The 22,903-nt window shown below is 50.7% G+C and carries 23 protein-coding genes; 5 read left to right on the top strand and 18 right to left on the bottom strand.

Features of this window, described 5'->3' with window-relative positions:
- Nucleotides 1-43: 43 nt before the first annotated feature.
- Together HER31_RS16855 and fabR are read right to left on the bottom strand one after the other, a co-directional pair.
- Entirely contained in the window at nucleotides 44-1,255 is a 1,212-nt protein-coding gene (locus HER31_RS16855; RefSeq protein WP_168662381.1) for an NnrS family protein, read from the bottom strand.
- 168 nt (nucleotides 1,256-1,423) lie between these two features.
- On the bottom strand, nucleotides 1,424-2,059 hold the full coding sequence (gene fabR / locus HER31_RS16850) for an HTH-type transcriptional repressor FabR (RefSeq protein WP_168662379.1): 636 nt from the start codon (nucleotides 2,057-2,059) through the stop codon (nucleotides 1,424-1,426).
- Nucleotides 2,060-2,196: 137 nt separating this feature from the next.
- On the opposite strand from fabR, the gene HER31_RS16845 reads away from it, so the two are divergent.
- Together HER31_RS16845 and mnmH are read left to right on the top strand one after the other, a co-directional pair.
- Nucleotides 2,197-3,309 carry an acyl-CoA desaturase gene (locus HER31_RS16845; RefSeq protein ID WP_168662377.1) on the top strand — a complete coding sequence of 371 codons (1,113 nt, stop codon included), beginning with the start codon at nucleotides 2,197-2,199 and terminating at the stop codon, nucleotides 3,307-3,309.
- Nucleotides 3,310-3,394: 85 nt separating this feature from the next.
- Nucleotides 3,395-4,495, top strand: a complete 1,101-nt coding sequence (gene mnmH, locus HER31_RS16840) for a tRNA 2-selenouridine(34) synthase MnmH (protein ID WP_168663431.1) — start codon at nucleotides 3,395-3,397, stop codon at nucleotides 4,493-4,495.
- Between the two features lie 288 nt (nucleotides 4,496-4,783).
- Here mnmH and cysQ read toward each other — a convergent pair whose 3' ends face one another.
- Genes cysQ through gspC form a run of 14 tightly spaced genes read right to left on the bottom strand, consistent with a single transcriptional unit; the run spans nucleotide 4,784 to nucleotide 17,581 of the window.
- The gene (gene cysQ / locus HER31_RS16835) at nucleotides 4,784-5,593 is read right to left on the bottom strand and encodes a 3'(2'),5'-bisphosphate nucleotidase CysQ (RefSeq protein ID WP_168662375.1); all 810 of its coding nucleotides are present in this window, start codon (nucleotides 5,591-5,593) and stop codon (nucleotides 4,784-4,786) included.
- A gap of 29 nt (nucleotides 5,594-5,622) precedes the next feature.
- Nucleotides 5,623-6,168, bottom strand: coding sequence for an ADP compounds hydrolase NudE (gene nudE, locus HER31_RS16830; protein WP_168662373.1), 546 nt, complete (start codon nucleotides 6,166-6,168; stop codon nucleotides 5,623-5,625).
- A gap of 23 nt (nucleotides 6,169-6,191) precedes the next feature.
- Complete coding sequence (locus HER31_RS16825) at nucleotides 6,192-6,953, bottom strand: type II secretion system protein N (protein ID WP_238786859.1); 762 nt, start codon at nucleotides 6,951-6,953, stop codon at nucleotides 6,192-6,194.
- A 12-nt stretch (nucleotides 6,954-6,965) separates the two neighbouring features.
- Nucleotides 6,966-7,454, bottom strand: a complete 489-nt coding sequence (locus tag HER31_RS16820) for a type II secretion system protein M (protein ID WP_168662371.1) — start codon at nucleotides 7,452-7,454, stop codon at nucleotides 6,966-6,968.
- A complete protein-coding gene (gene gspL, locus HER31_RS16815) occupies nucleotides 7,451-8,641 on the bottom strand; it encodes a type II secretion system protein GspL (protein WP_168662369.1) in 1,191 nt (396 codons plus the stop codon). The genes HER31_RS16820 and gspL overlap by 4 nt, the downstream gene beginning before the upstream one ends.
- On the bottom strand, nucleotides 8,638-9,633 hold the full coding sequence (gene gspK / locus HER31_RS16810; RefSeq protein ID WP_168662367.1) for a type II secretion system minor pseudopilin GspK: 996 nt from the start codon (nucleotides 9,631-9,633) through the stop codon (nucleotides 8,638-8,640). Before gspK ends, gspL begins: the two co-directional genes overlap by 4 nt.
- A complete protein-coding gene (gspJ, locus tag HER31_RS16805; RefSeq protein ID WP_168662365.1) occupies nucleotides 9,630-10,340 on the bottom strand; it encodes a type II secretion system minor pseudopilin GspJ in 711 nt (236 codons plus the stop codon). The genes gspK and gspJ overlap by 4 nt, the downstream gene beginning before the upstream one ends.
- Nucleotides 10,321-10,689, bottom strand: coding sequence for a type II secretion system minor pseudopilin GspI (gene gspI / locus HER31_RS16800; protein ID WP_168662363.1), 369 nt, complete (start codon nucleotides 10,687-10,689; stop codon nucleotides 10,321-10,323). Before gspI ends, gspJ begins: the two co-directional genes overlap by 20 nt.
- Nucleotides 10,689-11,294: a type II secretion system minor pseudopilin GspH gene (gspH, locus tag HER31_RS16795; protein WP_168662361.1), complete on the bottom strand. Its 606-nt coding sequence runs from the start codon at nucleotides 11,292-11,294 to the stop codon at nucleotides 10,689-10,691. Before gspH ends, gspI begins: the two co-directional genes overlap by 1 nt.
- Entirely contained in the window at nucleotides 11,294-11,737 is a 444-nt protein-coding gene (gspG, locus tag HER31_RS16790) for a type II secretion system major pseudopilin GspG (protein ID WP_168662359.1), read from the bottom strand. Before gspG ends, gspH begins: the two co-directional genes overlap by 1 nt.
- 28 nt (nucleotides 11,738-11,765) lie before the next feature.
- A complete protein-coding gene (gene gspF, locus HER31_RS16785) occupies nucleotides 11,766-12,986 on the bottom strand; it encodes a type II secretion system inner membrane protein GspF (protein WP_168662357.1) in 1,221 nt (406 codons plus the stop codon).
- 3 nt (nucleotides 12,987-12,989) lie between these two features.
- A complete protein-coding gene (gene gspE, locus HER31_RS16780; RefSeq protein ID WP_202983569.1) occupies nucleotides 12,990-14,516 on the bottom strand; it encodes a type II secretion system ATPase GspE in 1,527 nt (508 codons plus the stop codon).
- A complete protein-coding gene (gspD, locus tag HER31_RS16775; RefSeq protein ID WP_168662353.1) occupies nucleotides 14,509-16,632 on the bottom strand; it encodes a type II secretion system secretin GspD in 2,124 nt (707 codons plus the stop codon). The genes gspE and gspD overlap by 8 nt, the downstream gene beginning before the upstream one ends.
- Before the next feature lie 25 nt (nucleotides 16,633-16,657).
- Nucleotides 16,658-17,581 (bottom strand): type II secretion system protein GspC, encoded by a 924-nt coding sequence (gspC, locus tag HER31_RS16770; protein ID WP_168662351.1) that lies wholly within the window; start codon nucleotides 17,579-17,581, stop codon nucleotides 16,658-16,660.
- 220 nt (nucleotides 17,582-17,801) lie between these two features.
- Between gspC and hslR the strand changes: the two genes are divergently transcribed.
- The 3 genes from hslR (at nucleotide 17,802) to HER31_RS16755 (ending at nucleotide 20,832) form a co-directional block, all read left to right on the top strand.
- Nucleotides 17,802-18,212: a ribosome-associated heat shock protein Hsp15 gene (hslR, locus tag HER31_RS16765; RefSeq protein WP_168662349.1), complete on the top strand. Its 411-nt coding sequence runs from the start codon at nucleotides 17,802-17,804 to the stop codon at nucleotides 18,210-18,212.
- 4 nt (nucleotides 18,213-18,216) lie between these two features.
- Nucleotides 18,217-19,080 (top strand): Hsp33 family molecular chaperone HslO, encoded by an 864-nt coding sequence (gene hslO, locus HER31_RS16760; protein WP_238786858.1) that lies wholly within the window; start codon nucleotides 18,217-18,219, stop codon nucleotides 19,078-19,080.
- A 222-nt stretch (nucleotides 19,081-19,302) separates the two neighbouring features.
- Entirely contained in the window at nucleotides 19,303-20,832 is a 1,530-nt protein-coding gene (locus tag HER31_RS16755) for a phosphoenolpyruvate carboxykinase (RefSeq protein ID WP_168662345.1), read from the top strand.
- Here the strand turns inward: HER31_RS16755 and envZ are convergent.
- Entirely contained in the window at nucleotides 20,829-22,154 is a 1,326-nt protein-coding gene (envZ, locus tag HER31_RS16750; protein WP_168662343.1) for a two-component system sensor histidine kinase EnvZ, read from the bottom strand. The two genes, HER31_RS16755 and envZ, sit on opposite strands and share 4 nt — an antisense overlap.
- The gene (ompR, locus tag HER31_RS16745; protein ID WP_168662341.1) at nucleotides 22,154-22,876 is read right to left on the bottom strand and encodes an osmolarity response regulator transcription factor OmpR; all 723 of its coding nucleotides are present in this window, start codon (nucleotides 22,874-22,876) and stop codon (nucleotides 22,154-22,156) included. Before ompR ends, envZ begins: the two co-directional genes overlap by 1 nt.
- Nucleotides 22,877-22,903: the final 27 nt, after the last annotated feature.

Below are 22,903 nucleotides of genomic sequence, written 5' to 3'. Positions count from 1 at the left end.
TTGGCTTCAAGTTAGGTGCCGTTTTAGTATTGTGCCACCATGGCTAACCGGGACGACCGTCCAATCGCGGCCTAGCTAGGATCTTGGTGTAATGCCACACAAACATTCCAAAGGCACCACACCATAATGCCGCTGCGAGCCAGTGCCACGTATAGCTATCAGCTGGCTGCTCTAACGGCAAAATGGTTCGTACTATCGCTGCAACTGCCAGCATCAAAAAAGCGGGTGCCATATTCGGCCCCTGATAGATATTTCGACCCGTGTGCCCCAACGAGACACGGCTAATCATCGATAAACACACACCGGCCATAGTGCCAATCGCAAACAGGTGCAGTAATTGCCGCTCTAATAGCGGATTATTGGCATAGTAGGCCATTGCCAATAAGCTGATCGGTAGGAATAAATACCCTAGATGTAACGACCATAACAACGGAATCTTAACTGTTTTAAGTGGGTACCAGCGAGCCAGTCGCACTAGCTGCAGTACACCCGCGACCGTTAATACAATGACCTTAGCGACATACGGCAGAAACGGCACCAATGAGTTGACGAGCATGAGCGCCAATAATGAAGGGGTGGTCCACTCTATCCACGTAATCGGTTCACGTTTGGTAAGCTTAAGCCGCGCTGCGGTAAAGAATGGAATAACTCGCCCCCCCATTACGGTGATGATCAATGCCAACCACCAGATCATCGCTTGCCAAATCTGCAAGCTCAGTGACAGGTTGTGATTAGCCAAGGTCCAATAACTTAGTAGGTTGATGGCCGCAGCAACAAACAGCAATACAGGGAACACCATATTGCGCCACTGTCGCACCTTGAGCATAACCACAGTTAGTTTGACGGCCACCGCCAGTAAAAAGGCGCAGTCAAACGAGGCAGGCAACCAGATGGGTAGATCCCACGGCAACATCAACGTCAACCGTGCCATAGCCCATAAGCCAACCACCAACCCAAGTTGGCCCCCCTTTATGCCCGGTTGATTAGTCCAGTTTTGCGATGCGGTTAGCAGAAAACCGGCCACCACCGCCATCGCAAAGCCAAACAGCATCTCATGCGGGTGCCACCATAGCGGCACTACGTTACTCCAAAATTTTTGCGCAAAAGGGCTAAATTCTGGGTGGTACCACGCCAACAGCCATAATGGGATAGCAATACAAGCCCACACGGCAGCGAGTAAAAAGAAGGGGCGAAAGGCCAATCGCAGCAGCGCCGGTGTGCGATCAATAACTTTTGGATCGTCGATGTTCAACATAAGAGGCATCCTAAATGCATCATTTGGTGCGAACTTTACTGTTATCCTAAAGATAGATCCATCACTACGTTCGAAGTTAGGTGTTGTTATTGATTTTTAACCTTATCAAAAACGAAAATCCCCAAATTGAGTGAACAACTTGGGGATTCAACTAACGGTATGTCGACATTATTGCGAAGCCAGCATATGTGCTTCGAAGCGTTTACTGTTGGGTAAAGCCTCGCCACCTATCGACAGCATTGCAACCTGAAGGATCAGACGATCGGTTTGCAGTTTACGTTCCTTTTTACTCATATCAAGCACTTCAGAGCCAGACGCAAACACCAGAACCACCATCGCTTCAGCCTGTGCATAGGCTAAGCGCGGATCCGTATTTGATCGACTAATTAAATAATCAGTTAACTCATCAGTGAAATGGCGGATCTCACGGTTTACTGCAGAACGAAACGCTGCAGAAGTGCCACTGCGCTCTCGTAACAACAAGCGAAACACGTTTGGGTGCTCGTCGATAAACTCCATAAAGATCTGCATTGAAGCAAAAATAATGCTGCCACCTTGCTCCGCACGTTGTCGGCCTTTGCGCATCAATTGACGCAAAGTCAGGCCGCCTTCATCCACCATGGTTAAGCCAAGCTCTTCCATATCTTTAAAGTGGCGATAAAACGACGTCGGCGCGATGCCGGCCTCCCGCGCGACTTCACGCAAACTCAAGCTAGAAAAGCTTCGTTCTGCACTCAGTTGGTTGAATGCCGCATCCACCAAGGCGCGGCGGGTTTTTTCTTTTTGTTGTGCTCGGATCCCCATGGGCCACCACCTAAACTAAAATCAGCCAGATAGTATCGTTATCTTGATAAATTTTCAGCTAAGGGCTCTATCGGGGTTGCAAATTTAATCAATTTATCCAAAATGGCTCACAGTTGTAAGCTGAAAAGTAATCACGGATGAACAAAGACAAACCAATTTTGTGGCTAAATAACATCGTCTTATTCGGCACATTTATCATTACCATCACTGCTGTACCTTGGTACGGCATCACCCATGGTTATTCTGGCTCGTTATGGCTGGCCGCCTTTCTATTTTGGGCGTGGAGCGGCTTATCGATTACCGCCGGCTATCATCGCTTGTGGTCGCACCGCGCTTGGCAAGCTCACCCAGCTCTGCAATGGGTATTCGCTATCGGCGGTGCCATGGCGATGCAAAACACCATTATCCATTGGTGTTCAGATCACCGTATTCACCACAAACATGTTGATAACGATCACCAAGACCCCTATTCAGCAGGTAAAGGTTTCTGGTACAGCCATATGGGTTGGCTTATGCGTGATCATGGCATCTCCCAAACCGAACCCAATAATGTCCGTGATCTACAGAAAAACCCTATCGTGATGTTTCAACATCGCCACTATAACGCCATTGCAGTGTTCACTAACTTAGGGATGCCAGCATTACTTGGGTTGGCGTTAGGCGATGTAATCGGTGCCGTGTTGCTGGTTGGTTTTTTACGGGTCGTCACCGTTCACCACGGTACCTTTTTCATTAACTCTTTGGCGCATATCTGGGGGCGTCAGCCCTACAGCGACGCCCACAGTTCCAAAGACAACGGCATCTTAGCGCTATTCACCTTTGGTGAGGGTTATCACAACTTCCACCACACCTTTGAGTATGACTACCGCAATGGTATTAAGTGGTGGCAATTTGATCCAACCAAATGGCTGATCCAACTATCCAGCTTAACTGGCTTGGCAAACGGTCTGCGCAAAGCGCCACAAGATCGCATCGAAACCGCCAAATTGAAGATGCAACTAAGAGCAAGCCAATTGCGATGTGCCAGCAGCAAACAAGCAGCGGAGATGTTAGCAACCTTGGAGCAGGAATATGAACAGCTGATGTTGCGCGTGCAAGGTTACTACAGCGAACAACAACGACTGTTAAAGCTGCATAAATATAAGTTGGACAAGAAGGCACGTAAGCAACTGGATGAGCTACGCCAAACCGTGCGAGAGCACCAAAGCCAATGGCAGCAATTACGCCAACAAGTGCACGCCATGGCATGATGCAGGCGACACCAGCAACCTAGCTGAAGTAGTATACTGGCGACGAATTGAAGATTCGTCGCCTTTTTCTTTGCTTGAGAACACCATGCCCAACACCATTGCCCCATCCGACTATCTAACGCTGTTACTCAATAAAACGCCGATTATCGATCTGCGCGCACCGGTTGAATACCGCAAAGGCACCTTACCCGGTGGTATCAGCCTACCGTTAATGAACGACAGCGAGCGTGGCAAGGTTGGCCACTGTTACAAACACAAAGGCCAACAAGCGGCGGTTGAATTAGGGCATCAACTGGTTAGTGGTGACATCAAGGCTGAGCGCATTAATGCTTGGATGGCTCAAATCGAAAAGCAGCCAGAAACAGTATTGTGTTGTTTCCGTGGCGGCATGCGTAGCCAAATAAGCCAAGCTTGGCTTAAAGAAGCAGGCTCTAACCGCCCCTACATTCAGGGTGGCTATAAAGCGGTTCGACAGTATCTGATTGGCGAAACGGAGCGAGTTGCCTCGCAAAGTGATCTCATTATCTTGTCGGGCATGACCGGCAGCGGTAAAACCGACTTCCTCAACGAGCGCAGCGACAGTGTTGATCTTGAAGGAATCGCTAATCACCGTGGCTCCAGCTTTGGCCGAATGCTCACCGAGCAGCCCTCTCAAATTGATTTTGAAAACCAATTGGCGCTGGCGTTGATCCGTCATAACCAGCAGCAAAATACATTGTTGTTAGAAGACGAAAGTCGCTTGATTGGACGTGAATCACTGCCGCTTGAACTCTACAACCTAATGATGCTCGCACCGCGGGTTGTGCTAGTTCGCAGTACAGCGGAGCGAGTGGAACAAACGCTGAAAGACTATGTGGTAACGAAATTTCAGGCCTACCGAGAACGAGACGGCGAAGAACAAGGTTGGCAGGCGTTTAGCGACTACCTCTTGAGCAGTCTTGAACGGGTACAAAAGCGCTTAGGCCAGCAACGATACGATAAACTTAAACAGCAAATGTTAGCTGCATTAGCAGCGCAACAGAGCCGTAATGATTTGGACCAACATCGAGTGTGGATTGAAGCGATGCTACTGGATTACTACGACCCGATGTACCACTATCAGCGCAGTAAACTTGAAGCCCCAATCTTATATCAGGGCTCCTGGCAGGAAGTACATCAATTCTTAAATGGGCTATCTACCAATTAAGTGTTGCTCTTTCCAAGGCTGTTAAAGCACTGGCTAGGCGAGTTGCGATACAAGGGTAAAGCACTACCGCTATTGATCTTCTGCCGCATTGGAACAGTTCAGCGAAGCGTTTTGGACTGCGACCTAAGGCAAAAGGGGATTCCAAAGGGGGCGAAACTCCCCCCTAATGCATACAAGAATGTGCCGTCGCCACCGTGACATTGTCCCCCTAAAAGCACCGAAATCGGTGAAGCCAAAGGCTTAAGATAAACTTCAACAGCTAACTACGACACAGCCCTTAAATACCCGTTAAGCTGGCGGCAAAACCTGTTGCCATGGCAACTGTTGCGAGCCCAACACCATATAATTGGGGTTCTCTAAGCTTTCCCGCTGATTGTAGCTGAGAGGCTGATAGAGGGTATCGACAATGATGCCTCCAGCCTCTACCACCACGCATTGGGATGCACCGGTATCCCACTCACCAGTTGGGCCTAAGCGTAAGTAACAGTCCGCCTCCCCCTCTGCCACCATGCAGCTTTTCAGCGACGCACTGCCAAAGGGCACCAGATCGTACTGCCACTGATCGCTCAGGCGATCCAATATGCTCTGCTTGCGCTGTCGACGTGATACCGCAATTTTCAGCTTATCATTGGCCGCTACCACGCGACTGTGAATCGATTTGGTGACCCCAGCTTCGCGTTTAAAGGCACCATTGCCACGGGTGGCAAAATAGCAGACCTCACTGATTGGTGCGTAGATAACTCCCATTGCCGGTACGCCCGCTTCAATCAAAGCGATATTGACCGCAAAGTCACCACTGCCGGCAATGAATTCTTGGGTACCGTCGAGTGGATCGATCAACCAATATCGTTGCCACTGGACTCGTTCATCAAGGGGGATGTTGGCGTCTTCTTCAGACAGAATCGGGATATCAGGGGTAAGCAGCGTTAGCGCATCAACAATATAATGGTGTGCGGCCAGATCGGCGCTGGTCACAGGGGTATTGTCTGACTTAGTCAACTCTTCAAACTGACCGGCGTCATATATGTCTCGGATCTTATTACCAGCGATAACCGCAATATCGATTACCGGCTCAAGCAAGGATTGCAGGCGACTCACTCCACACCACCTTAAAACTACAGCGACTTCTATCTGTCCAGTTTTAAACTCTTGCGCGCTAAAAACAAGGCCGTTATTGATCTAGATTCAGAAAAATCCACTCGAGCCAGTAATCCATCGACATCGGCAATGGGCCATTTGACGATCTCAAGCGGCTCTGGCTCATCACCTTCAAGCTGACTCGGATAGAGATCCAGAGCTAAAAAAATGTCCATGTTACTGGCAAAGTAACTTGGCGCTAACGCAACTTGCATCAACGGTTGTAACGTTCTAGCGGCAAAGCCGATCTCTTCCTGCAGCTCGCGATTGGCGGCAGCAGCCGCCTCTTCACCAAGATCAATTAACCCTTTAGGAAATCCCAGTTCATAACGGTGCGTACCAGCGGCGTACTCCCGCACCAGCAGCATATGCTCAGCGTCGATCATCGGCACCACCATCACTGCACCGGTGCGTCCGCCGCGCATACGCTCGTAGGTACGTAGCTCACCATTACTAAAGCGAAGCTCCAACTGTTCCACTTTAAACAAGCGGCTTTCAGCCACCAACTCATTGCTTAAAATTTCAGGTTTCTTCACTCTGCATTTCCTGCATTAATGGGTTATAACCCCGGAATTGGGCCACTGTAGTTGACCGGATAAGCTCCAGTACTATCAGGCTTACCAATAAATTGCAGTGCTTGAACAAGGCTCTGGGGCTGTTGCTCGGTTTGGCGGATCTTAGCGTTCACTTCAACTTGATTATTGGCCTTAAGCAGCAACTCACCATTTAGACCAATCACGTTTTCTGATTCATCAATTTTCAGCTGCACTTGACCCTGCTGGCACGCCAATGAGCCGGCAATATTTCCCAATGGATAAGCGCCGAACTGATTATTTACGTCTAAGCGTTCAACCAATAGGCGGCCTTGCAGCTGTTCACACCATGGTTGCCCTTGCTCTAGAGTACGCACGTTAAGGGTTGCATGACCGTCTAAGCGCGTGCGCAGTGGCAACCGTTGTTTGCCCACCATCCACGGCAACGGGGCGCTAAGACGCAGGCCTTCAGCTTTTAGACCGGCAAGGCCGTAGCTGATATCGCCTTTACCCTGAACTAAGCCACCATCCATGCTAAAACTGGCAGCGAGATGACCACTTAACAAGGCACTCGGATGCAGCTGCCATTGCAGCTGTTCGATGTCACGGCCAGCAATACGCGCATGAGCAATTCGCCCCTGCCACACAGAGCCGTTAATCCCACTCAACTGCACCTGCTTAGGTTTGTTAGGCATAAGGTGCCATACCCATGCGGCCGGTACGGTGACAATTAAACATAAGCCAAATACCACGGCCCCAACTAGGCCGTATTTTACTGCTGATTTCACCAACGCTCTCCGTTATGGCTTACTAAGTTGTAATCGGCGCACTTGAACCATACCGGCTTCATCTGCAACGCTCAGATCCAAGGCATTGATCTGTACGCCTTGCTGGTTTATCTCATTCAGCCAACTGATTAGGCGATCGAAATTAGCGTCTTCTAACCACAGTTGCAGCTTATCGCCTTGTGGTTGCATCCGCTCAATCACCAAGTTGTTCTCTTTGGCGCTTTGACTGGCGACTTGGCTCAGGCTGCCAAGTGTGCGTTTGGGCCCCGCTTGGCCATCTTGGCTCGCGTAAAGGTTGGCGTTATGCTTTACCTGCGCTAAGGCAACCGTTTCCGCCTTCACTTGCGCTTGCGCTTGCGCCAACGACTCCTGCACCGGTTGCCATAAACCCCAATAAATAATGCCAAGCAACAGCAGTGGGCCAGCAATCACCATCAAACGACGCTCTTGATCACTTCGATCCAACCACAGCTGTTGTAGTTGTTGCAGATATGCGTTCATCCTTTTGCCCTTACCGTTAAGGTGCCACTAACGCCATTATCGTCGTTGTTTAATGCGCCGGTTTGTACCGAGAACTGTTGTTTAACGCTGTCGCTAAACTTCTCAATCTGGGCAAAGTCCTTGCCAGAAAGTTGCAACCGGATCTCGCCGCGACTGGCGTCAAATTTGATTCCCTGAGGCTTTACCCCTGGTAATGCCTGAAAGCTCGGCTGTAGCTGCTTCAGCATGGCAAACAGTTCGCCGCTGCTACCCCCAGCGCCTAAGGCACGAACCTTTGCTTGCAGCTGGCTACGCGCGTTAACCACCCGTTTCTCGTTAGGAAACAAACTGCGGTAGATTAGCTCTTGCTCAGTGCGTAGATCATCTCGTTGTGCCTGCAGTTGATTCACCTGTAGACCATCGTTAATCAGCGTCAGTACAAATAATACCGATGCAGCGATACCAACTTTAGCCCACAACTTTATCGCATTACCCAACTCTTTGGAGGGTGCGTATGGGCCCGTAAGTAAGCTCAGAGGGGCTTTCATAAAACCAGCGGCTAACTGCTCCATCGGCAGCTCAAGTGGCTGCTGAATGGATTCTACGCCGGCTGGCAGCTCAAGAGGGGTAAACAGTGCCCATGGCTGTGCAGCATTAGCATATTGGCCGACAGCCAATGACAACCAGTCGACATCCATCACCTGACCGGCCACGGTACCACTGCGCAGCAGCAGCTGCTCTTCAAGTTGTAATACTGAAACACAACTGCCGTCGACCAATGGTAACGCCAAAATATCTGGCACCATGCGCGTGCATGGCAGCCCGGCCTCAGCTAACCAATGTTGCCAGAGCTGCACCTGAGCGTGGCTAACAATGGCCACAGGCACTGTGTCTCCTTGGCGCGGGCCCGGCACAAAATGTAGTAACTCCACGTCTTGCGCTAAGCCATCTTCAAGCATAAACGGCAAAGCCTTCAATGCTTGGCGCTGAGCCTTGGCTGGCACAGTTACCGAGGTAAAAGTGATCGCGCTACTGTCGACCAATACTTCTACTGGGCGGCCACCGGCACGCTCTGCCAAACTGACTAGCGCCTCAGCATTAGGTAATACCCCAGAGCTAATAACGCCCTGCTGTTGTTCCGACCAAGTTACCCATGGGATCGGTTGCTGAGCTTGGCTGCCCAGTCGTACCACCAATCGTTCGCTCACTGTTGGCCTCCAAATTGCCGGCTGACAACGGTCAATGTATCGCCGCCTCCGCGCTGTAATACGGTTTCTAATCTAAATACGGCAGTATCAACCTGCGCACCGCCACGTAATCGAAAGTAGTCACTGTCGACCACTATTGTGGATTTTAATGCGTCGTCGATATCGCTTAAGCGCTGCATGTTTGCCTCTGCCCAAAAGTCTTCTATGGTTTCCCAGCCATCTTCAGGACGGTTGTTTAACACCTCTTGAGCTTCGCTGTTACTGAGTTTACCTTCGACCATCCCCACTAATAACTGAGGCTGCTCAATGGCGAGGGTGTTGACGTTCAGTAGTTGTCGGTCATCCCCTGGGATCGCACAAATGCGATCCTCTAAAAATTGGTAGTGCTGAGCTGATACACCTAACACAGCGCGCAACTCGCTATGGTGAAACATCAGCTGATTAGGCGCTTGATATGGAAACTCCCGCGCTTCATATTCTGCGCTCTCGGCACCATAGCTACCGGCATTATCACTGTCTGCATCAACAAAATCTCGAACCCGATCTGCAATCATCTCGGCGGTGTAGCTATCGACGTCATAAGCTTCAAGCATTGCAACTAGTTGCCGCACGGCCAGCGGCGACTGATAGGGATCTTGCTGCTTTTCTGCGTCGCTCAATGGCAACGACAGTGCATTCAAATTAAAGCAGCTGCGCATGTCATCGATGGTGCCCGCAATGGTTCCGTTCTCAACTGGGTATACCACATCAGCTAAGGCCCAATACTGTTGCAGATGGACGGTGCCGTCAGCGTCCTCAAAATCTTGTTTTAGCGCTCGTTTAGCCAAGGCCTCAGACGCCATCGCATACCAGTAGGCTTGCTCATGGTTATTGAGGTTAATACTGCGCCGAGCTGACAAGTAACTGCGGTTAGTCATGCCTGCAGCAATGGTTACCATCACCGTCAATACCAGCAATACGGTTAACAGCGCGACGCCTCGTTGCTTCTTCACGTGTCACCACCGTTAGCTGAATCACCATCACCTAAGTTGCTGTCATCGTTAGAGCCGCTATCACTGTTCTCATCGCTGTCATCAGCGCCACTTTGAAGACCATCGGCCAACAAGATATGGCGACGAATGGTGCCAAGATCGTCCATCTCAATCTCTACTGCGACCGCTCGGGGCATGGTTTCACCGTCAGTTTGGGTAACCCAGCTTTCATCAATATAAAACGCAAATTTAAGATCCAGTACGCCATCCATCAACGTCAGCTCAAGCGGCTCTTCGCCTTCAACTGGATCAGGATAAAGGGTGTACAGTCGCTCTAACTTTTCGTCACGAACGCGATAGATAACCTGCTGCAGCGACCCACGTGGCAAGCGCCCTTGTGGATTAAGCCAACCTAAGCGGTGAAAGCGTATCCCTTGTCCATCGGAGTCAGCAAAGTTATCACCGTACTCAAACAACTTGGTGCTCACATCACCAAAGCCATCGCGACCAGCTCGGGCCACCATCTGACCGAAGTCTCGCTCAATGATGCTCATTGTCCGTTGCAACGACTTCAAACGTTGTTGACTGTCACGGCTAATCTCATCAGATTGAATGGTCTGACGCAGTACCGTAGCACTGGCTAACGCCAGCATCGCGAACACCACCATTGCCATCAATACTTCGAGCAGTGTAAACCCGTGCTGACGTTTAGCTTGGGTTAGAGACATAGGTCTGCACCTCAGCTAGCACGTTATCAAAGCTGCGATCCAAGGCGACTTTCACCTCAATCATCCGCAGCTCCTCATCGCTGGCTTTAACTACTCGTTGCTGCCAATACCACGTGCGTCCAGCCAGTTCGCTGTCGCCTTTCTTGGTACCGATATCAGGAAAGTCATTCTCAAGCTGAATATCGACCATGCGATTGTGAACAACGTAGTTGGCCAACGATCGTTCCGTCAAAATAGGGGCATTACCCAATTGAATCGAAGCGGTATTGATGAGAGCTAGAGCAGCGGTGGCGAAGATGGCCAAAGCCACCATCACCTCTAATAGGGTAAAGCCTTTACTGGAGCGCATTACTCAACCTCAAGCTCATGTAACCAGCGGATCTGACCCAGTGGATTACCCACCAGTTCAACCGGCTCAGTCTTATTACCTCGCTCAGATGAACTGAGTTGCAAGTTAAACGCCGTCATCTCTCCGGAAGGCAACAACAGTAATTGCGGCTCTGGCCGCTCCTCTTTTTCCTCATCGCTCTTTTCAAACAAGGACTCATCCAAACCAAATTCAGACTCTTCTGGTTCGTCCCCCTGCGCAAGCGGAAGCCCTTCGAGTTGCAATGACATCTCAATACCGTTTGGCAATTGGCGCTCTCGGTAAAGCGGGTCAATACCGGTAACCATTTCCCAATCTTTATCATCAAGATTCCAGCGAGCAAAGAAATAGCGTTGCTCTTCAACCACTACCCCAAGTAACTCGCCGGTAAGCTCAGCATCTTCCAATGCTGTGCCCAACACCACCGTGAATTCATTACCGCTTTCAAGCAAGGCTTCACGGGTTTTATCGCCACTGAGCACCATGGCTACTGAGGTCGCCATGATCCCAATTAGGGTGATCACCAGCAGTAATTCCAACAAGGTAAAGCCCCGCTGCTGCGAGGCGATGTGGCGACAGTGCAGCATTACTGGTAGTCGTTAAGGTTGTAGTTACAGATGTCATCTTCACTGCCAACCTGCAGATCTGGGCCAGCAGTACACAGATCGTAACGACCCATTTCACCTGGGCTTAATAGCACATAGTCATTGCCCCAAGGGTCGGTTGGCAAACGTTGGATGTAGCCGCCTTCTTGGTAATTGCGCGGCTCAGGTGAGCTGGTTGGACGCTGAACCAGAGACTCCAGCCCCTGCTCGGTGGTTGGCATTACGCTGTTGTGGGCGTAGTACATCTGCAATGCATTCTCTAAACCAGAGATATCCGCTACTGCTTTTTGCAGGTTAGCGCGATCGCGGTTGCCAAGAATATTTGGCGCAACCAACGATGCCAACACACCGATGATAACCAGTACCATCATCACTTCAAGCAAAGTAAAACCGCGTTGGCGACGGTTACGAGTAGTGTGTTTCATTATGCTGTTTCCTCAAAATACATCGGGGTTAAATCATGGTGTTAAGCGCCAGCATCGGCTGCAAAATGGCGATAACAATAAACATTACAATCCCAGCCATCACCACCACGATCAGCGGTTGTAAAACCGCTAATGCCACGGTAAGCAGGGACTCAAATTCACGATCTTGGTTATCCGCAGCGCGACCAAGCATGTTGTCGAGCTCGCCAGACTTTTCACCAGAGGCAATCATGTGCAGCATCATTGGTGGAAATAATTTGGTTTGCTGTAGCGAACCACGGAGCGAAGCACCTTCGCGTACCTTAGCTGTTGCTTCTGCCACCGCATTCTTTACCCGCAGGTTCAGCAATACATCAGAGGCGATTTTCATCGCTTCCAGCATCGGCACACCGGAGGAGGTTAAGGTGCTGAGCGTACGAGCAAATCGAGCAGTATTGAGGCCGCGGGAGATCTTACCGATCAACGGTAGTTTCAATAACAGCTCATGCCAGCGCAGCTTAAATGCTGGCTTACGTAAGCCTTGTTGGAACAACACCAAAGCGACAACGATGGCACCAAGCAGGTAGAGACCGTAATTGAACAGAAAATCGGAGGTGTCGATAAGAAACTGAGTCGTCGCTGGCAGTGCTTGGCCCATATGCTCGAACTGCGATACCACCTTTGGTACCACCGAGGTCAGCAAATAAACCACAACTGCAACCGCCACAATGGTCAGAATAACCGGATACACCAACGCTTGAGTCATCTTAGAGTTTAGCTCTTGTCGACCCTCGGTGTAGTCCGCTAAACGCTCAAGTACCACCTCAAGATGACCGGACTTTTCACCGGATGCCACCATCGCGACAAAAAGCTCGTCAAAGATATGCGGAAACTCCGCCATCGACTCGGCCAGCCCATAGCCTTCCACGACTTTAGCCCGCACTGCCATCAGCATCCCTTTCAGTCGTGGCTGTTCATTCTGTTCAGCCACAGCCTTAAGACACTCCTCCAGCGGCAAACCACCGGCAACCAATGTCGCCAACTGTCGAGTAATCAGCGCCAACGCTGTCGCGCTGATTTTCGGCTGAAACAGTGAAAAGCCTTTATTTGATGCGGTTTTCTGCTCACTTTTGGCTGCTTCTTGCAGTTCCAGTGGCATCAGCTTTTGCTCGCGCAGTTGCACCCGCGCTTGCTTAGCGCTGTCCGCCTCAATAACCCCTTTGACCTGTTTGCCAGCGGAGTTTAAGGCTTGATATTCAAACGCAGCCATCGGTTATTCCTCTCGCGTAACTCGCATCACTTCTTCCAAAGTGGTGCGGCCAGCAAGTACCTTGCTGAAGCCATCCTCTCGGATAGATGGAGTCACGGTGCGTAGGTATTTTTCAATCGCCAATTCGCCACGACCGGTGTGGATCAACTCGCGGATCTCATCATCAACTTCCAGCAACTCATGAATACCAGTACGCCCTTTGTAACCACCATGATTACAGGTTTCACAGCCGGCCGGTTTATAAAGGGTGACTTGCTCATCCGGTTGACGAGCAAGTAACTCCAATTCACGAGCATTGGCATGATATGGCTGCTTACAATCTGGACACAGGGTTCGCACCAAGCGCTGCGCTAGCACGCCCAGCAGCGATGAGGAAACCAAGAAAGGTTCAACGCCCATATCCTGCAAACGGGTAACGGCACCGGAGGCGGTATTAGTGTGCAATGTCGACATTACCAAGTGACCGGTCAACGACGCTTGCACCGCAATCTGGCCCGTTTCTAAGTCACGGATCTCACCGACCATTACAACATCAGGATCTTGACGCAAAATAGCACGCAAGCCTCGGGCAAAGGTCATATCTACCTTAGCGTTAACCTGCGTTTGGCCAATCCCCTCAAGCTCATATTCAATCGGATCTTCAACGGTAAGAATGTTGCGATCGCGGCTATTAATGTCAGTAAGGCCAGCATATAGCGTGGTCGACTTACCGGAACCGGTTGGGCCAGTTACCAATAGAATTCCATGAGGACGACGGATCAGCACGTTGTAACGATCGCGGATCGATTGCGACATCCCCAACTGCTCAAGATTAAGCACCGATTGGTTTTTATCGAGCAGACGCATCACCACTCGCTCACCACGGGATGACGGCATAGTAGATACACGAACGTCGACGGCACGGCCACCGATTCGCAGTGAAATACGACCATCCTGAGGAACCCGCTTCTCGGCGATATCCAATTTAGCCATTACCTTGATACGAGAGACCAGCAAACTGGCGATCTTACGCTGTTGCTTCAACACCTCTCGCAAAACGCCATCCACACGGAAGCGAACTACCAGTTCTTTCTCGTAGGTTTCAACGTGAATATCTGAGGCACCTAGCTTGATCGATTCCGACAACAGAGCGTTAATCAAACGGATGATCGGCGCATCATCATCGGCATCGAGTAAGTCTTCGGTTTCCGGCAACTCATCGGCCAGCGAGGTCAAGTCGTCGTCTTTACCAATGTCTTCCATCAGCTGCTGTGCCTCTGAGGAGTCTTGCTGGTAAAGCTCCGTGAGTTGCAAGTCAAACTGGCTCTGTTCTAGCAGCTTCAACGGCAATGGTTGACCATAAAACCGGCGCGCTTCTAATATCGCGTCCATGGTTGCGGTTGGGGTATGGCATAACAGCGGCGATGCGCGGTCATCAATCATTACCCCTAGACGGCGAGCAAAGGCGAAGGGAAGACGCTGGGTTGATAGCTCATCAACAATGGCGTCGTTCTCTTCGGTTAGCTCTGCTGAGGAGGGTTGCTCACTCATCAACGGACTCCGCATCGTTGTCGTTACTCAGTGCTTCCGACATCCACTCGCTTTCATCGCGCATTGGTGTCTTCATATCTTCGCCATTTTGGTGTTGCTGCAGCAGCTCCATGATCTCAGGGCTCATGCCATCTGGCACTACCCACTCGTCCATCACTGGCACGTCAACGCTTGGCATCAGGTTGATACCCTCTTCGCGCTGTTTCAACTGTTCACCGCGGAAGTAATTGTACTTGCGGCTAGAGATGGCGTTCATGGTAGCGTCATCGCGGATGATGGTTGGCTTAATGAAGATCATCAGGTTGCGCTTGCTCTTCTTGGACGAGCTGGAGCGGAACAGGTTACCAATCCACGGCAGATCGCCCAGAATTGGCACCTTAGAAACAGACTCTTGTACGTCTTCGTTAAGCAGGCCACCCAACACAACTGTTTCGCCGGAGTCAGCTAGTACGGTGGTGGTTAAGGTGCGCTTACCAAAGGTGACATCAACCGAGGTACGGCCGTTAACATTGGAGACTTCCTGCTCGATCTCCAGCTGTACTGCATTACCTTCGTTGATCTGAGGGGTCACGGTCAGTTTGATACCAACCTCTTTACGTTCAACCGTCGTAAACGGGTTGTCGTTCGAGGAGCCGGTTGCCGAACCGGTAATTACTGGCACCTCATCACCCACCACAAATGACGCTTCTTGGTTATCCAAGGTGGTGATACTCGGGGTAGCCAGTACGTTGGAATTGGAGTCAGCAGCGACGGCCTGAATCAAGGCACCAAAGTCACCAAAGGTTACGCCCCACGCCATGCCGTTAACTTTCGACAGTGCCGCAGCCAGAGTAGAGATGTCACCATCGGTGTCAGGGTTTTCGGTACAGGTACCGTTATCTGAACAGACGGTGGTTCCCGGAGTTTCTCGCGCATCCCATAAACCAGCACCAATCTCACTGATGTTGGTACCAAAACTGGAGTTGTACTGCACCATACCGCCGGATTCGGAAGCAAACTGGACATCAAAGCCAACCTCATCGCCTTCTGATATCTCAACGATGATCGCCTCTACCAATACCTGCGCACGGCGGATATCAAGCTGACGAATAACATTATCTAAGGTTTGAATTTGGTCTGGCTGAGCGTTAATCACCAAGGCATTAGAGTCTTCATGCGCCATGATGGTAATGCCTTTGCTATTACGGCTTTGCGTTGTAGCTGCACCCTCCTCATTCTCTAGGCTTTCAGCAAAACCAGACAACACCTCTTGCAGCTCGTCCGCTTTAGCATACTTGAGGTAAACCACCTTGGTGTTACCAGAGCTTTGCATGTCTTTATCAAGATCGCGTACCAGCTCAGCAGCACGGGTACGAGCACGTTCGTCACCGCTAATTACCACGGAGTTGGTGCGCTCGTCGGCAACCACTTTAGGGGCACTGCCGGCCCCCGCTGCGCCTTGAGCACTGCCACCACGGTACAATGCATCAATAATGCGCACTAACTCAGCAGCACTGGCATACTTTAGCCGCACCACTTCAACCTTAGTATCGCCCTGCAGATCGACCCGTTTAACGATCTCAACCAGCTTATTTACCGTAGCTGCACGGCCGGTGATCATCAATACGTTGGATGGGTCGTAGTTAACTACGTTACCGCCACCGGCGTTGTTGTTGAGCTGACGCAACAGTGGCGCAAGCTGCTTCGCTTCAACGTTGTACAACGGCACGATGCGGGTAACCATCTCGTCACCGGCACCTGGATCGCGGTCATCAGCAACGCGGATGTTTGCGTCTTTTGAATCTTTATCTTTCAACACCTTAATGATGTTGCTGTCAGGCATCTCAACTACGGCATAACCATATACTTGCAATACCGACAGGAAGAACTGGTAGTACTGTTCTTCACTGAGCAGATCGTAACTGCGTACGTTAATCTTGCCACGCACGGTAGGATCAACCACGATGGTCTTATTCAAGTTTTTACCAACGATATTGATAAACTCTTGAATGTCAGTGCCTTTAAAGTTGGCGGCGTATTGGGCCGGTTCAGCGACGGCAAACACTGAAATGCCCGCCAACATCCCCGCAAGGATCTGCTTGTTCAACCACGGCAGTCTGCGCTGCATATTGCTCATTTTTATTCCCTTGCTGTATACGCTTTTATTCGGTCGGTAGGGAGAACAGGACTTCTGTCAACTGCCCTTCACGCTCTACCATCACGGATGCTTCTGTTAATTCTGACAGTTCACCCATCAGTTGGGCTGCTTGGCCCAAATCAGTTAGATCGTAACCATTAATGGACACTGCCAAGTCGTTCGGCTTTAAGCCAGCATCCACAAATAACTCTCGCCCCTTCTTACCAGGGTTGAGCCGATAACCTTTCATCCCACCCTCTTCACGATTACGCACTGGGGAGATGCTAATAAAATCAGTTAATTTGCCTGGATCGCTGAGCATCGCTTGGCGCGCATCAGCAACCGCTTGGCTTACTTCGGCATCATCGCGCACATCGGTTACCGGCGCTTTACGAAGTCGTTGCGTCTCTTGCGTCATTTCGCGGCTGTACTCAACCCCGTCCAGCATCAAGGTTTCGTAACGCCCCTGATTCAAAATAATGGCGCGGTCAGCATAGACCTCATGCAAACTGGCATTGGTACTCTTGATTCGATCACCGATACCGTAGGTTTCTTGGCTACCACTACTTTCAATAATGGCAATACCTCGGTCTTCTTGCGAACTTGCAACTAATCCAGTGAGCAGGATTCGAAGGGTGGTTTTAGGCGCATCACTGATAAGGTTGCGATCAACCGCCTCAGCTGCCTTGGCTGCGGCCGCCTTGGGATCCGCTTTGCCAAATAGCTTCAATGCCAATAACGGTTCAATAGAACCGCTATCTCTGCCTGACGGGGCTTGAGCCGAAGGGCTCCAGCGCGGGGCTGCTTCATTAGGTTGAGGCAGTAACTGCCACACTATCTGCGCCGCAACATACAGAGTCAACAAAACCAAAAGTGCAGTAATAGCACTTGCAACAGGTGCTTGTGGCACGCGCATCATGGCGCGTTGAAAAGGTGCAATAAAGTCCATGTATTGACTAGCCGAAGCGTGCACGCTGCAATGAATCAGCGCCACTTAATAAAAAGAAAATTCTGTACGGATAACTTACGTTATTGCCGTCCAACAAACCAGCGTTTAGCCACAAGGGCAAAATGGTACACAAACGGGCTTTATGCTAACGTCCCCCGCCTTGATATGCACGGTACAAACCCCCACATATATCTCAAATTTGCTTTATCGCGAGTAATGAATGCGTAAAGACACACTAAAAACCTCCGAATTAGAATCGGTAAGACTTGATAAGTGGTTGTGGGCTTGTCGTTTTTACAAGACCCGCGTAGTTGCACAAGAGATGATTAACGGTGGTAAAGTCCACGTAAACGGCCAACGTAGTAAGCCCAGTCGCAAGGTCGAAGTGGGTGCCACTATTACTCTTTGGCAGGGCTTTGACGAAAAAGAAATTCTGGTTGAAGGACTATCAGAAAAGCGGCTAAGCGCCCCGTTAGCGCAAGCGCTTTATGTTGAGACGGAGCAAAGCCTGCAACGCCGCGAACAACGAGCCGAGCAGCGCCGACTAAAAGCCGATGCGGACCACTCCGCCGGCCGACCAGATAAGAAGCAGCGACGACAGTTACTGCGCTTCAAAAACCAGGATGACTAAAGAGATGAAACACACAGATACACTACAGCGCTACCTATTCGATAAAGCCGATGTCCGTGGAGAATTGGTTCAACTGGAACAGAGTTACCAACAGATCCTCACCAATCACAACTATCCAGCAACAGTGCAACGTCTGTTGGGGGAACTGCAAGCCGCCACAGCGATGCTTACCGCGACATTGAAGTTCGAAGGTGAAATTGCAGTACAGATGCAAGGTGATGGCCCATTGCGTCTGGCGGTAATCAACGGTAATCACCAGCACATTATGCGCGGTGTTGCCCGCTTTGAAGGCGAAGTACCTGAAGGCAATCTGCAGCAGCAGCTTGGTAAAGGTCACTTAGCGATTACCATTAGCCCGACCAATGGTGAGCGCTACCAAGGGATTGTTGCACTTGATAAGCCAACCTTGGCGGAAAACATTGAGCAATACTTCGCCCAGTCAGAGCAGTTGAACACTCGCTTATGGCTACACGCTGACGGTAAACACGCTTGCGGTATGCTGTTGCAGCAGATGCCAGCCAGTAATGTGATTGCCACGGTTCCGTTTGAGCACCTAGAAGCACTAACCGAAACCATTAAGGCTGATGAACTGTTCACCTTGGCTGCCAACGAAGTGTTATACCGCCTCTACCATGAAGAGTCGATTCAGGTATTCGAACCTGCCAGCATCAGCTTCCGCTGCGGTTGTTCCCGTGAACGCAGTATGGCTGCGTTGCGCAGCATCGATAAGAACGAACTGAAGTCGCTGCTCGAAGAACAAGGCAAGATCCAAATGCATTGTGACTACTGCAACAGCAACTACAGCTTTGATGCACTCGATGTCGCGGCCATGCAGCAATCGCAACCCGGTAACGACACGCGCCACTAAAAATTGTCAATGCATTGATAACTAGCTGCCTTTGGGCAGCTTTTTTTACACCTAAAAAGTGTGATTTGCTGCACGTTTTTTCATTACACTAATAATATTGATTACACTCTAATCAATAGCAGGGTGTCATTTTTAGTTAAACGGACGCAGTTCTGTGCGATGCCTTTGCCCCTATATAGAGCCATTTATGGCCATGAGATTCCAAGGACCGAGGAACACGCTATGTCAGCAATTTGGCAGGATATGAGCAGCGCTGCACTGGTTGAAGCCGCTATCGAGCGCAACGAAGGCCATTTGGCCAATAATGGTGCATTAGTAGTGCACACCGGAGCCCGTACGGGTCGCTCGCCTAAAGATCGCTTTATCGTTAAGGAAGCTTCCACCGAACACGACATCGAATGGGGCACCGTCAACCAACCGTTCGAATCGCAACAGTTCACTGCGCTATGGCAACGGGTTGAGGAATACCTTAATGGCCGTGACCATTTCCGTTCTCAGTTGCAAGTTGGCGCTGATGATGCTCACTATCTGCCACTCGACGTACGCACTGAAACCGCTTGGCAGCAATTATTTGCTCGAAATCTATTCATTGTACCAACCACCATAAACCCAGCCAAAAAATCGGTATGGCAGATCCTTAATGCCCCTGGTTTTGCTTGTCAGCCTGAGCGCGACGGCACCAATTCCGATGGCGTAGTAATCATCAACTTTGCCGAGCAAAAGGTGCTGCTTGCCGGTATGCGCTACGCCGGCGAGATGAAAAAGGCGATGTTCTCGGTACAGAACTTCTTGCTGCCGGCCAAAGGAGTGCTGCCAATGCACTGCTCAGCTAACGTAGGCGAACAGGGCGACACCACCCTATTCTTCGGTTTATCTGGCACCGGTAAGACCACCCTCTCTGCCGATCCTAAACGTGCGCTGATTGGCGATGACGAACACGGCTGGGCTCCCGGTGGCGTTTTCAATATCGAAGGTGGTTGCTACGCTAAATGCATCGACCTGTCACAACAGAACGAACCGGTGATTTGGGATGCTATTCGCTTCGGTAGCGTGCTGGAAAACGTAGTATTGGATGATAGTCGTACACCAGACTACACCGATGACTCCCTGACCCAAAACAGCCGTGCCGCCTATCCGCTAGAGCACATTGAGCGACGCATCGCCAGCAACAACGGGGCTGAGCCAAGCGCGGTGGTCTTCCTAACCTGCGATGTTTCTGGGGTATTACCACCCGTTGCTAAACTGAGTAAACAAGCGGCGGCGTACCATTTCCTCTCTGGTTACACCGCTAAGGTAGGCTCGACCGAGATCGGTTCTACTGCGGCGATTGAATCCACCTTCTCAACCTGCTTTGGCGCACCATTCTTCCCTCGCCCAGCTGGGGTATACGCGGAGTTGCTAATGGAGCGGATTGAATCCTTTGGCAGTCAAGTATATCTGGTGAATACCGGTTGGACCGGTGGCCCCTACGGCGAAGGTAAGCGTTTTGATATTCCGACCACTCGAGCCATTATTGATGCGATTGTTAGTGGCGACTTGGCTAAGGTCGAGACACGCCATATTGAACAGTTAAATCTGGATGTGCCAGTGGCAATTGATGGGGTTGATAGTACGCTGTTAGATCCACGTCAAACTTGGCAAGACAGCACTAAATACAATCAGTATGCCAAACAATTAGCGCAACAATTTCGCGCTAACTTTGCCAAGTACAAGGTATCTGACGCCATCGTTAATGCTGGCCCACGAGACTAGTTGGACATAAATTGGTTCGGCTGCACTGGCAGTCGAACCCGTACCCGTAAACCGCCAGTGGTGCGGTTTGAAACCTGTAGCTGCCCTGCTAGCCCTTCAACAATGCGACTGATGATTGCTAATCCAAGGCCAGAACCAGCACCGCCACGGGCTTCATCCCCTTGCTTAAACGGTTCAAACATCTCATCCAATTTACCAGCTGGGATCCCCGGGCCATTATCTTCAACCTGAAACCAGATCCAGTTCGAGTCTTCACCGCTGCTTAAGCGGATCCAGCCGTCACCATAGCGCAACGCGTTTTCCAATAAATTACCTAGCACCCGCTTGATCGCCACTGGCGGCAACAAGCACTCTCGGCTGTCGCCAAGGGCAAGCTCGATGGTGGCACCGCGTAGCCCCTCTTTCTCGGCGGTTTCTTGCAGCAATTCATTGAGTGATAACGGCAGCAGATCTTCATTCTGATGACCACGAATAAAGGCTATGAACTGATCGATGATGTCGTTCATATCATCGATATCGTGCTCAATCCCCTCTTTGAGAAAGCTATCGCTGTTGTTCATCATCTCTGCCGCCAAACGGATCCGCGTTAACGGCGTACGCAGATCGTGAGAGACCCCTGCCAGTAGCACTTGCCGGTCGCTTTCGAGCTTGGCCATCGAGTGGGACATGCGGTTAAAGGCTTGAGTAACCTCCTCTACCTCAACCGAGCCTGAAAGTGGTATCGGCTTAGGAAAATTGCCGCGAGATACCGACAATGCTGCCCGCTGCAAACGCTGCAGTGGGCGACTTTGGCGACGAGCAAACCACCAGCCACCGAGAATAGATAGGGTGCCGATCCCAATTAAGTAGATGGTCAGTGGCGAAATCGTAGTTTGATCGAAATCAGACAGCGGGATCCGCAGCCACACCTGAGGCGCTTGCGGCGGTCGTACCCACACTTGATAGGCGCCTCCAGTAGCTAATCGCACCTCAGCAGGGCCACCAAGATACTCGCTCATTTGATCAGAGAAGAGACTGTAATAGGTCGCTTGGTTGAGGCCATTTTTCTCAGCTTGTTCGATGGTGAACGCCTCCATATAGAGGTTTTCTTCCAATCGTACCTGCAGTGCATCCAATGGCGTCAAATGGTTGATATCGAGTTGCAAATCGCGAAAGGCAAAATCCACCTGGCGTGCCATCAACTCAATGATCTGTTGTGTGGTCGGCTTAACTACATACATGGTTAGCGACCAATAAGAGAGAATTTGACTGATAAGCAGCAAACAACCAATCAACGAAACCGTTTGGCCGAAGTTACTCCGAGGCAGCCGCGTCCATCCCATTACTGCGCTGCACCGTCAGGCACAAACACGTACCCCAGACCCCACACGGTTTGTATATAACGGGGGCTGGAAGGATCCTCTTCAATTAAACGGCGTAGGCGCGACACCTGCACATCAATAGAGCGCTCCAATGCGCTGTAATCGCGGCCTCGGGCTTGATTCATAAGCTTATCGCGACTCATCGGCTCACGCGGATTGCTCACCAGTACCTTCAGCACTGCAAACTCACCAGAGGTAAGCGCTATCGACTCACCGGCTTTGGTCATTTCACGCGTGGCTAAATTGAGGGTATGTTCACCAAACTCAACCACCGCTTCTTTATGAGCAGGCGCACCGGGCAATTCACTCGGTCGCCGGCGCAACACCGCTTTGATCCGCGCCAACAATTCACGCGGGTTAAATGGCTTGGGCAAGTAATCGTCAGCCCCAAGCTCTAACCCGAATATCCGATCTGACTCATCCCCTTTGGCGGTGAGCATGACAATCGGAATGCTGTTGTCTTTGGCCCGTAAGCGTCGGCAAATAGACAGGCCATCTTCACCGGGCAGCATCAGATCCAACACCAATAGATGGAAGTTCTCTCGCTCTAAAAAGCGATCCATCTGCTCTGCATTCGCAGCTGCACGGACCTGAAATCCCTGCTCAACCAGATAGCGTTCCAACAGGCCGCGTAATCGAATGTCGTCATCGACAACCAATACTTTGGTGGTTTCCTGTTCCATTTTGTGCCCTCACCGAATAATTAACCC

Origin of the sequence: Ferrimonas lipolytica, from assembly GCF_012295575.1 — a bacterium.
GTDB classification, from domain to species: Bacteria; Pseudomonadota; Gammaproteobacteria; order Enterobacterales; family Shewanellaceae; genus Ferrimonas; species Ferrimonas lipolytica.
This window is presented reverse-complemented; position numbering and strand designations above follow the sequence as displayed.

Excerpts from the sequence above, each read along its gene's own strand:
- gspI (WP_168662363.1), bottom strand. The coding sequence starts at position 10,689 with ATGCGCTCCAGTAAAGGCTTTACCCTATTAGAGGTGATGGTGGCTTTG.
- mnmH (WP_168663431.1), top strand. The coding sequence starts at position 3,395 with ATGCCCAACACCATTGCCCCATCCGACTATCTAACGCTGTTACTCAAT.
- envZ (WP_168662343.1), bottom strand. The coding sequence starts at position 22,154 with ATGGGATGGACGCGGCTGCCTCGGAGTAACTTCGGCCAAACGGTTTCG.
- fabR (WP_168662379.1), bottom strand. The coding sequence starts at position 2,059 with ATGGGGATCCGAGCACAACAAAAAGAAAAAACCCGCCGCGCCTTGGTG.
- HER31_RS16855 (WP_168662381.1), bottom strand. The coding sequence starts at position 1,255 with ATGTTGAACATCGACGATCCAAAAGTTATTGATCGCACACCGGCGCTG.
- gspD (WP_168662353.1), bottom strand. The coding sequence starts at position 16,632 with ATGAGCAATATGCAGCGCAGACTGCCGTGGTTGAACAAGCAGATCCTT.
- hslO (WP_238786858.1), top strand. The coding sequence starts at position 18,217 with ATGAAACACACAGATACACTACAGCGCTACCTATTCGATAAAGCCGAT.
- ompR (WP_168662341.1), bottom strand. The coding sequence starts at position 22,876 with ATGGAACAGGAAACCACCAAAGTATTGGTTGTCGATGACGACATTCGA.
- HER31_RS16845 (WP_168662377.1), top strand. The coding sequence starts at position 2,197 with ATGAACAAAGACAAACCAATTTTGTGGCTAAATAACATCGTCTTATTC.
- HER31_RS16820 (WP_168662371.1), bottom strand. The coding sequence starts at position 7,454 with ATGAACGCATATCTGCAACAACTACAACAGCTGTGGTTGGATCGAAGT.
- gspE (WP_202983569.1), bottom strand. The coding sequence starts at position 14,516 with ATGAGTGAGCAACCCTCCTCAGCAGAGCTAACCGAAGAGAACGACGCC.
- gspH (WP_168662361.1), bottom strand. The coding sequence starts at position 11,294 with ATGCTGCACTGTCGCCACATCGCCTCGCAGCAGCGGGGCTTTACCTTG.
- gspG (WP_168662359.1), bottom strand. The coding sequence starts at position 11,737 with ATGAAACACACTACTCGTAACCGTCGCCAACGCGGTTTTACTTTGCTT.
- hslR (WP_168662349.1), top strand. The coding sequence starts at position 17,802 with ATGCGTAAAGACACACTAAAAACCTCCGAATTAGAATCGGTAAGACTT.
- gspF (WP_168662357.1), bottom strand. The coding sequence starts at position 12,986 with ATGGCTGCGTTTGAATATCAAGCCTTAAACTCCGCTGGCAAACAGGTC.
- gspJ (WP_168662365.1), bottom strand. The coding sequence starts at position 10,340 with ATGTCTCTAACCCAAGCTAAACGTCAGCACGGGTTTACACTGCTCGAA.
- gspC (WP_168662351.1), bottom strand. The coding sequence starts at position 17,581 with ATGGACTTTATTGCACCTTTTCAACGCGCCATGATGCGCGTGCCACAA.
- HER31_RS16755 (WP_168662345.1), top strand. The coding sequence starts at position 19,303 with ATGTCAGCAATTTGGCAGGATATGAGCAGCGCTGCACTGGTTGAAGCC.